The sequence below is a fragment of the Longimonas sp. genome (assembly GCF_046498435.1).
In the GTDB taxonomy this organism is placed as follows: domain Bacteria; phylum Bacteroidota; class Rhodothermia; order Rhodothermales; family Salinibacteraceae; genus Longimonas.
The window spans coordinates 1-9,270 of the sequence record NZ_JAWOAR010000142.1 but is presented as its reverse complement, the minus strand read 5'-3'; the positions used below and the strand labels follow the sequence as shown (position 1 = coordinate 9,270).

Below are 9,270 nucleotides of genomic sequence, written 5' to 3'. Positions count from 1 at the left end.
TATAGCACATTCCTCCTTCTGATCGCTGCTCTTGGTTGGATGGCCTTACCGCAGGCCTCAAGTGCCCAAGTGGGCGTCGTCGGTGGACTTAATTTTGAGAGTCTCGACGACGTGAGTCAAGATGCTACCTTTGAGTCTTCGACAGGCTACCACGTGGGGCTGGCGTACACCCGCGACTTCGCGGTGCTGGGTCTGCGCCTGAGCGGTATCTACCGCCGGGTTGGCGAATACGAGTTTGCTGGCAATCAGGGCGGCAGCGAGTCGTTTAACTTGAGCACCATCGAAGTCCCGCTCGATGTGAAGTATCGCCTTGCGTTGCCACTCGTTACGCCCTACGCGATGGCGGGGCCGCAGGTGTCGTTTCCGATTGGCGAGGATGAGTTCGACGACAGCCTCGAAGACGTGAACCTGTCAGGTAACGTAGGCGCGGGAGTCGAATTTAACCTGGGCGGCGTACGTTTAGCACCGGAGCTACGCTATGAGTTTGGCGTCACGTCGATCTTCGACGATGATCTGGAAATTGGAGACACCGATCTTAATGTGGACGATCCGAAGCTGAGCGCCTTCAGCATCCGGATGCATGTATTTTTCTAATGCGTGATTGTTAACCCATAGGCGGCACACAGCGTGGGGCAGGGCCACGACGCATCCACATAAGCCCCCGCTGTGCGCAGCCGCCTACACTTTCCTGGAGGGCGTGTGTGAACGCTCATTTCGCACAGTCGGCTTTAAGCATACATATCCGCCCATCGTGGGCAACATGCCGACGTGCATAACTGGCGGCTTCGAGCTGTGGGGGCTCGGAGCCGCTGCCTCCAGGTTTTTTTGTGATGGAGCGTGCCTCTGCTTCTAAATGCTGGTCAGATGCTAAGTGATGTGCTAAAACGTTGGCCTGCACGTGCCCCTTTTCTGTACTGTCATTCCGAGCGCAGCCGAGGAATCGCCTGCACTCCCGAGACGCGCTTCTGGGCCCTCATCATTTAACCATGAACCGCTACCCGCTTCTATTTATACGCGGTCGAGCGCCTGCTCCAGGTCGGCACGCAGATCGGTGATGTCCTCGATACCAACCGAGAGACGAATCAGCGAATCTGTAAGTCCAATCTTCTCGCGTTCCTCAGGGGGAATAGACGCGTGCGTCATTGAGGCCGGATGTTCAATCAGGCTCTCAACGCCGCCCAGGCTTTCAGCGAGCAGAAAGACCTCGGTGTTTGAGAGCACCGTTTTGGCGGATTCGATGCGGTCGTCGGTGAGTGAAAACGCGATCATGCCGCCGAAATCGCTCATCTGTTTCGCCGCAATATCATGACCGGGGTGCGACTGTAACCCAGGGTAGCGCACGCGTCCGACTTTGGGATGTTCGTCCAGAAAAAGTGCCAGGGCGCGGGCGTTGTCGCAGTGGCGATCCATGCGTACATGCAGGGTTTTGGTGCCACGCAGCGCCAGAAAGCAATCCATGGGGCCCGGCGAAGCGCCGGCGCTCTTCACCTGAAAGCGCAGCTTCTCGGCCCAGTCGTCGCGGCTGGTGCACACCGCGCCCAAGATAATGTCGGAGTGCCCGCCCAGGTACTTTGTAGCCGAGTGCAGCACGAGGTCGGCCCCCAGGTCGAGCGGCTGTTGTAGATACGGCGTGGCAAACGTGTTATCCACAGCCACGTCAATGTCATGCGCCTCAGCGAGTTCGCACACCGCTTCGATGTCGATGATACGCATGAGCGGATTCGTGGGCGTTTCGGCCCAGATCATAGCCGTGTCGTCGGTGATCGCAGCCTCGATTTGGTCGAGGTCGGTCATGTCCACAAACGAAAAGTCGATGCCAAACGGCTCAAAGACTTGTGTGAAGAGGCGAAAGCTGCCCCCGTACAGGTCGTTGGTTGAGATAACATGGTCGCCGGGACGCAACCCTTTCATGATGGCGTCGATGCCCGCCACGCCCGAGGCAAATGCGATACCATGATCGGCGCCTTCGAGGGCAGCCAGGTTGCCCTCCAGTGCGGTACGGGTCGGATTGGATACGCGCGAGTATTCGTAGCCCTGATGCTCGCCCGGCGCCACCTGTGCGTAGGTCGACGATTGGTAAATCGGTGTCATAACAGCTCCCGTAGAGGGATCGGGCTGCTGGCCAGCATGAATGGCGTTTGTGCCGAACTGATAAAGAGGCGAGTCAGAGGCCATAGGAAAACGTGCGTTGATACGTGAAAACAGAGCGGTGTGGAGTGCAGAACCGTGCCTGCATATCCATAGGGACATAACAAAAGGCCCGAACCCTCATGAAGGTTCGGGCCCATACATGCACACAAGGGTATCGGCGGCGTGCCGAACGCCTTCATGCGGCAGAGCTACTGGCCGTTCGGCTGCTCCTGCTGTTGGGACTGGTTCATTTCGGGCTGTTCCTCATCAATGTTGTCGAAGCACGACTCGATTTCGGCAGCTTCGTCCGTGCGTTCCACAAGCACATACGAGCGATACAGTTCGCGGCACACAACGCCGTAGCTCTCATCGCTCTCATCAAGCAGTTCGTACGCCTGCTCGAATGGCGGAATCGACTGCTCAATCAGCGCCTGGCGTTCGCTGGACCACTCCTCGAGTTGCGACTCTTCCTCGTCGGTGGGCTCGCGTTCTTCTTCTCGAAGCTCGTTCTCCAGCGACGACATCTCCTCATCAATATCAGCCGCCTGGTTGACGTACGCGGCGCCTAAGTTGAAGAAAATATCGCCGTTTTCGGGGTCAAGCTCCGATGCACGCTCTAACTGCTCGGCGGCCTCAGCATGTTGTTCGTCATTCAGAAGCAGCGAGCCATAGTTGTAGCGAAAGGTCGGGTCATCGGGGTTGCGCTCGACTTGCTCGCGATAGGCTTCGAGAGCCCGCTCGGTTTCGCCCGTGGCCGTGAACGCATTCAGGCGCAGCTCCTGCAACTCCTGATTGTCAGGATAGAAATCAACAGCTTCATCGAGCAGCGGCAGAGCGTCTTCTTCGCGGTCGAACTGGAGGTACAGACTACTGAGGATCGAGTACAGATCGGCATCCACCGTGTCTTGCGCTGTTTCGACAGCACGCTCCAGTACCGGCATGACCTCCTCGCGGTCGCCAGCGTTCAACAGCGCAAAGGCTTCATTGGTGTGTGCCGCGCTGGAGTCGGGAAAGATAAGACCCGCGCTCGCAAAGTAAGACGCGGTCTCTCTGAAGAGTTCTTCGTCTCCCTCTTCCTGGGCCTCGTTAAAGCCATCAGCGCCTTTCTGCATCAGATCGATATACGAAAACTGGCGCGTGCCCTGAATGTCTTCTTCCAAATCGGGGTTAATGGCAAGCGCCTCTTCGCGAGCCTCGGCCACCTCCTCATACAGGCGTACACGCTCTTCGGGGTCGTCCACCTCGGTGGCCTGCTGCTCAAAAATCTGGGCACGTGTCAGATAGGCCTGAGCGTTTTCAGGATCTTCGTCCAGGGCTCGCTCCACGCTTTCCAGCGCCGCCTCATAGTTGCCATCTTCCAGCGCGCTTTCCGCCTCATTGATGTTGGGGTCGCCTACCGAACAACCGGTAAGCACCGCGCCAGCAAGTAACGCGACGCAGAGTAGCGCATGCAGTGAATATCGACGAGATACAATCATAGTGGGGTTGGGAAGCCGTGAATAGAAATCCGATGAACGTCACACATATCGCCATACTACGTGTCGTTTTTCCTGACGTTCACGATGCTATAAGGAACCATAACAATTTAATGCGCGCGCACAAGCAGTCGCAAGGCCTAAATCGGGAGAGCTTCGTGAAGTATCCACCATATTGGCGCCAACGCCGCTTGCTTTTATAGGGATACGCACGGTTTACTTCCAACAACGGCATAGCGCAACTGCACCGCTAATGGTGTTGCTTATCGTGCTGATGCCGGGCTGCTCCTCGCTTCCGCGGATTCGTCTACCCAACTGACTATGAATGCTCAGCATACTGATGATACACTCATTGCACCGGGGCTCCGTGCCTTTTTGCAGCGCATCGTAGACTATGCGGGGATGTTTCCGCCCGCCGACCTGCCGCTGCACGAGGCTATGGAAAATTTCCTAAGCTACCGCACCGAGCCGGAGCGCTGGATGCTCAACCGCTTTGTGATTCCAGTCAAGCGCCTCACCGAACTGCGTCCGTTCCGACAAGCGATTGCCAGCAATCCGCCGGTGGGACTGTCGGTCCTTGGTCAGGGCGGCGCTACCGTTGATGCGTTCTTGGAAGCGTTTACAGCCGACCTCGACCGCATCGACACGTGCATCGAAGATCATAACAGCCACGTCCGGCCCGATGTGATGGAGGTTCGCCTTCCTGCCTCGCTGGTCGATTCGTTCGAGACGCAACCGGTGGCGCGCTTTTTGGATGCAGTTGACTCGGCGCTCGCCCGCCACGGCCTCGCGCATCTCGACATCTTCTTTGAGGTGCCGCTGACCGACCACACTGCATCCGAACTGCCGCAGGTACTGCCCGCCTTCGCCTCCGCCAATGCCAACCAACCGGTGCCCGAACAGAGCATCCTCGGGCTTAAAATCCGGTGTGGCGGTATGGAGGCGGAGCTCTTTCCTTCGGTCGATCAGGTGGCGCGTGCCATTGTGGCCTGCTGCAACACGGGCGTGCGCTTTAAGGCCACAGCGGGGCTCCACCACCCGGCCCGCCACCACGACGAGCAGTACGAGGTGATGCGCCACGGCTTCTTCAATGTGTTTGGCGCAGCCGTGCTGGCTGCCGAGCACGACCTGGATGTAGATGGCGTCGCGGCTATTCTGCGCGAGGAGAATGCAGACACCTTTACCTTCACGCAAGAAGGCATGCAGTGGGGGCCGCTTAGCGCATCCGTCGAAGACATTTCGCACAGCCGCGCTGCGCTTGCGCATTCCTTTGGCAGTTGCAGTTTTGAGGAGCCGGTCGACGATCTGCGGGCTCTGAACCTGATGTAGCCGCTGCTGCCGTTCCATTCGTTGATTGCATTACATTCCACACGTGCCTATGTCCATCCACACGATTCCTGCCTCTGACGCCTCGTTCATCGAGGTGCCCGAGGATCATCCATTTCCTATCCAGAATCTGCCCTACGGCGTATTCCGGCCCGATGCACAGGCCGAGCCGCGCATTGGCATCGCCATTGGCGATCAGGTCGCCGACCTGGCCGTGCTGGCTGATGCTGGACACTTCGACCACGATGCATTGAGCGCCGACAATCATCCGTTCCATGCGGATACGCTAAACCCGTTCATGGCGCTGGGACGTCCGGTGTGGCGTGCGGTGCGCTCAACCGTACATCACCTGCTCAAATCCGACACCGCTACCCTCCGCGACGACGAATCGCTGCGCAGCCGCGTGCTGCACCCGCAAGAGGACGTGACCATGCTGCTGCCGGTAGAGGTGGGCGATTACACCGACTTCTACTCCTCGCGCGAGCATGCTACCAACATCGGTACCATGTTTCGCGGGCCCGAGAATGCCCTCAAGCCCAACTGGCTGCATCTGCCTGTGGGCTATCACGGACGCGCCAGTTCGGTGGTGGTGAGCGGCACGCCTATCCATCGTCCCTGCGGGCAGCGCAAGCCCGACGACGATGCGCCGCCCACCTACGGACCCAGCCAACTGCTCGACTTTGAGCTCGAAATGGGCTTCTTCGTGGGCACCGGCAACGCGCTGGGCACGCCGATTCAGGCGAAAGACGCTGAGTCGCATATCTTCGGGCTCTCGCTCGTTAACGACTGGAGTGCGCGCGACATTCAGAAGTGGGAGTACGTGCCGCTGGGTCCATTCCTGGGCAAGAGCTTTGCCACGACCGTGTCGCCGTGGGTCGTGCCGCTGGATGCGTTGGAGCCCTTCCGTACCGACGGGCCGGAGCAAGACCCGGAGCCGTTGCCCTACCTGCAGACCAACGACCACGCCAACTTCGACATTGAACTCGAAGTACAGCTGCAAACGCCTGAGATGGATGCGCCACACACCATCTCGCAGACCAACTTCAACTACATGTACTGGTCGATGCGGCAGCAACTGGCGCATCATACCGTAAACGGATGCAACACGCGTCCGGGTGACCTCATGGCGTCGGGCACCATCAGCGGGCCCACCGAAGACAGCTACGGCAGCATGCTGGAGCTGGCCTGGCGCGGCACCAAGCCGATTCAGATGCCCGACGGCTCAGAGCGCTCGTTCCTGCAAGACGGCGATCGCGTCATCATGCGCGGCTGGGCCCAGGGCAACGGCTTCCGCATCGGACTCGGCACCACCGAGGGCACGGTGCAACCCGCACAGCCGCTCGATGCATAGGGCACAAGCGCACGCACACGATTCGCCTGGCCCTGTAGTCAGAACATCAACCGGCTGCCCCGCTGAACTGTCAGTGGAGCAGCCGGTTTTTCTTGGTGGGAGAGGCTACTGCTGTGCCAATCTTCATTTTGATGGTTCTCCTACAATTATCCCTCAACGAAGCGTGTCATGGTGAGCGCAGTCCCGCGCCCCTGTGGCTCCGACCGCTGTCGGAGGACTCACTACCGGACACTTTAGGAGAGGCAAGCTATCTGCAGTAGAAACATCCAGTAGAACCACATAGGAAAAGCCCACAGGATGTCATAGATTGGTAGTATCTAACATCAATCATTCCATCCTGTGAGCTTCCCATGAGTGATAATGTACAACGCTACCACGCCGTTCGCAACCAGTTACGCACCATGCATCCTGCAGCCTCTACATCGAAGCGACTCGCTCGCCATCTGGGCACACTCGGGGGAATGGTGGCTGGCATCGTAGCTGCGGGGCAGGTGCACCTGCCCAAACTGGCGTTGAAGGCCCCCGACGCCACCAAAGCCCCGAGCCGGACCAAGCGGTTTGCGCGGTTTTTACGGAATGAGGCCACCGAGTTTGCGACCTTCTACGAGCCGTTTGCTCGCATGGTGGCCGCGGATTGTTCAGCTGCGGATTGTTCAGCTCCGGCTTCTTCGGCCCCCGCTTCTTTGACGGACGGCAGGTCGCATGAGACGCCGCTTTTAATTGTTTTTGACAGTTCGGCTGTTGGACGAGGGTGTGCCGTGTTGATGGCATCTGTGGTCTATCAACAACGCGCGCTTCCGCTGGCCTGGATCGTTCGAAAGGGAAAAAAGGGCCATTTTCCCAGCAGCGATCAACGTGCATTGCTTCGCCGGGTCCGACAGATCATTCCGGAGGACGCTTCTGCTATCTTTTTAGGCGATGGGGAGTTCGACTCCGTTGCGCTTCAACGCGCTCTTGATGAGATGGGCTTCGACTACGTGTGTCGGACTGCCCTCTCGACCCTCGTTGAAGACGATCAGGGCGAGGTGTTTCCTATAGGAGAGTTATCTCCTTTTGCAGGCGAGCGCTACGTGGTCGTCCCAGAAGCATCTGTCACGAACCAAAGCTATGGCCCGGTGCAGGTGGTCTGTTGGCATGAGCCACCTCATGAGAATCCCGTACCACTGGTTACGACACTTGAATGCGCAGAAGAGGCGATCCGTCTCTACCAGCGGCGCTTTCAAATCGAAACGCTGTTCTCTGATCAAAAGAGCCGAGGCTTCCACATCCACAAAAGCCATATTGCGGCTCCGAAGCGGCTTTCCCGGCTTCTGATGGCTGTTTCGCTGGCTTATCTGTGGGTGATTTATCTTGGCACGCAGAGCCTGCACCACGGCTGGTATCGCCAATTTCACCGGACCTCGCGAGTGGATCTTAGCCTCTTTCAACTCGGGCTGCGCTTGCTCGACTACATGCTCAACCAAGGGTGGCCAGTAGACGTGGCGTTTTCCGTGCCCCCTCCGGGCTCATTACAAACTGTCCGGTAGTGAGGCCTTCATCCGTGATTGGGGCCCACGCAATCCATTCACCATCCGGGCTCCATGCCGGGTCGCGGTTATCAACGTAGTGGTTGTCGGTGAGCTGGGTCGAGTCTGTGCGGCTTGTGCCGTCTCCCGGTTCTTCGTATCCATTTGGCCCACCTTGATAAATTTCTACCTCTTCCCAACTAAACTCAACAGACTGACCAGATTGAAAGACTCCTCCGCCTTCGTATTTGACCGTTGCTATCGGGTCAGGATCTTGAGGATCTTCGGCGTTACGGAAGTTCAATTCTACAGATGCAAAGTCTGTCTGTGAAAGATAATTTGACGTCTGTGAAAACCCGTGTTGACCAAACACATTTTGCGAAAAGAAACACAGGCATAAAGAGAGAGCAAAAAGAAGTTTTTGATAGGATTTTCTAAAAAAAATCATGTTAATAACATAGGTTAATGTTAAAGAAAACGAATGTGTTAAATGAGGCACTTCACCAACTCCGTCGACTTCTACTCCCCTCAACGCAGCTTGCCAATGACGAGTCCGACGGTTGCTCCAGCGAAGGAGTCTTCAGGATTGACATTGGCGTGCCCTCCAACCTTGAGGCCCAGCCAGTCGATTGGGCGGTAGGGAATCGTAAGGTAAAGGGTAGCCTGAACAGGCACTCCGACTGTAGTCCAGTTGACGGGTCCAGAGCTATAGGCTTTCTCCCAAACCACAGCAACTCCGGTGCTCGCAGAGGCATGTCCCCAGTCCCAGTTTGTCGATCTTCCGTACAGTCCACCGAGTTCGGAGCGGGTTTCGTTGAAGAGCCCTCCTAAGAAACCTCTTCCCGGTGACTCCCCCACAAATCGAACGATAAACAGATGAGACGACCGTATATAGTTGGCACTCATCTGCATAACAAATCCCCCAGAGGTGCTTTGACCGCCTTCGAAACTGAGCCACGCCCTAATATCTTTGTTATCCTGCGAGGGGACCGAGGTAGAATCTTGAGCCGATGCCACGCTCGTGCCTCCCATAAAAACGATGATTGAGATCGCTAAAACAGCGTTCTTCATGCATGTGCTCATACTAACATCCAGAAAATCAAAAAGAATACGCGAGCTGTTTGCTAAGCCGTCGGGTGCTGGTACCACGCCGACGGCTTTCTATTTTTCTGATGGGGCCATATCACCTCTGGGGTATGGTTCGTTCATAGGGGCAAAGGAGCATCACAAAGGGCACGGTCTCCGCCTCTTACAAATCAGGATTGAAAAGAGGCTCCTGGGTAGAGAGTGGAGGAAACTCAGGTACCGAATCGGGAAGCGCAGGCCACAGGGGCTCGGCCTCTTGCGTCGTCAGGTCAAATCTGTACGGTGCATACCGGGCTCCCTCACCGCGGTGCACATCACGCTTGAATAGGAAGGCATCGCCATCGGGCATCCACCGCGGGTTTTCGCCTCCACGCTAGGTAATCTGCCTCACATTTTC

The 9,270-nt window shown here is 57.2% G+C and carries 8 protein-coding genes; 4 read left to right on the top strand and 4 right to left on the bottom strand.

Annotated elements, in window-relative coordinates; genetic code table 11:
* Positions 1 to 594: porin family protein (locus R6U20_RS05270; protein ID WP_410336817.1), on the top strand; the 594-nt coding region annotated here is incomplete at its 5' end.
* 414 nt (positions 595 to 1,008) lie between these two features.
* On the opposite strand, the gene R6U20_RS05265 is transcribed toward R6U20_RS05270, so the two are convergent.
* Together R6U20_RS05265 and R6U20_RS05260 are read right to left on the bottom strand one after the other, a co-directional pair.
* Positions 1,009 to 2,175: a cystathionine gamma-synthase gene (locus R6U20_RS05265; protein ID WP_410336816.1), complete on the bottom strand. Its 1,167-nt coding sequence runs from the start codon at positions 2,173 to 2,175 to the stop codon at positions 1,009 to 1,011.
* A gap of 164 nt (positions 2,176 to 2,339) precedes the next feature.
* A complete protein-coding gene (locus R6U20_RS05260) occupies positions 2,340 to 3,608 on the bottom strand; it encodes a tetratricopeptide repeat protein (RefSeq protein WP_410336815.1) in 1,269 nt (422 codons plus the stop codon).
* A 318-nt stretch (positions 3,609 to 3,926) separates the two neighbouring features.
* On the opposite strand from R6U20_RS05260, the gene R6U20_RS05255 reads away from it, so the two are divergent.
* The 3 genes from R6U20_RS05255 to R6U20_RS05245 all read left to right on the top strand — a co-directional run bounded on the left by R6U20_RS05255 (position 3,927) and on the right by R6U20_RS05245 (position 7,808).
* Positions 3,927 to 4,934, top strand: a complete 1,008-nt coding sequence (locus R6U20_RS05255; RefSeq protein WP_410336814.1) for a hypothetical protein — start codon at positions 3,927 to 3,929, stop codon at positions 4,932 to 4,934.
* Positions 4,935 to 4,983: 49 nt separating this feature from the next.
* Positions 4,984 to 6,282 (top strand): fumarylacetoacetase, encoded by a 1,299-nt coding sequence (gene fahA, locus R6U20_RS05250; protein WP_410336813.1) that lies wholly within the window; start codon positions 4,984 to 4,986, stop codon positions 6,280 to 6,282.
* 350 nt (positions 6,283 to 6,632) lie between these two features.
* On the top strand, positions 6,633 to 7,808 hold the full coding sequence (locus R6U20_RS05245; protein WP_410336812.1) for a transposase: 1,176 nt from the start codon (positions 6,633 to 6,635) through the stop codon (positions 7,806 to 7,808).
* Here R6U20_RS05245 and R6U20_RS05240 read toward each other — a convergent pair.
* Both R6U20_RS05240 and R6U20_RS05235 read right to left on the bottom strand, forming a co-directional pair.
* Positions 7,738 to 8,286 (bottom strand): hypothetical protein, encoded by a 549-nt coding sequence (locus R6U20_RS05240; RefSeq protein WP_410336811.1) that lies wholly within the window; start codon positions 8,284 to 8,286, stop codon positions 7,738 to 7,740. The genes R6U20_RS05245 and R6U20_RS05240 overlap by 71 nt on opposite strands.
* Before the next feature lie 29 nt (positions 8,287 to 8,315).
* The gene (locus tag R6U20_RS05235; protein ID WP_410336810.1) at positions 8,316 to 8,693 is read right to left on the bottom strand and encodes a hypothetical protein; all 378 of its coding nucleotides are present in this window, start codon (positions 8,691 to 8,693) and stop codon (positions 8,316 to 8,318) included.
* Positions 8,694 to 9,270: the final 577 nt, after the last annotated feature.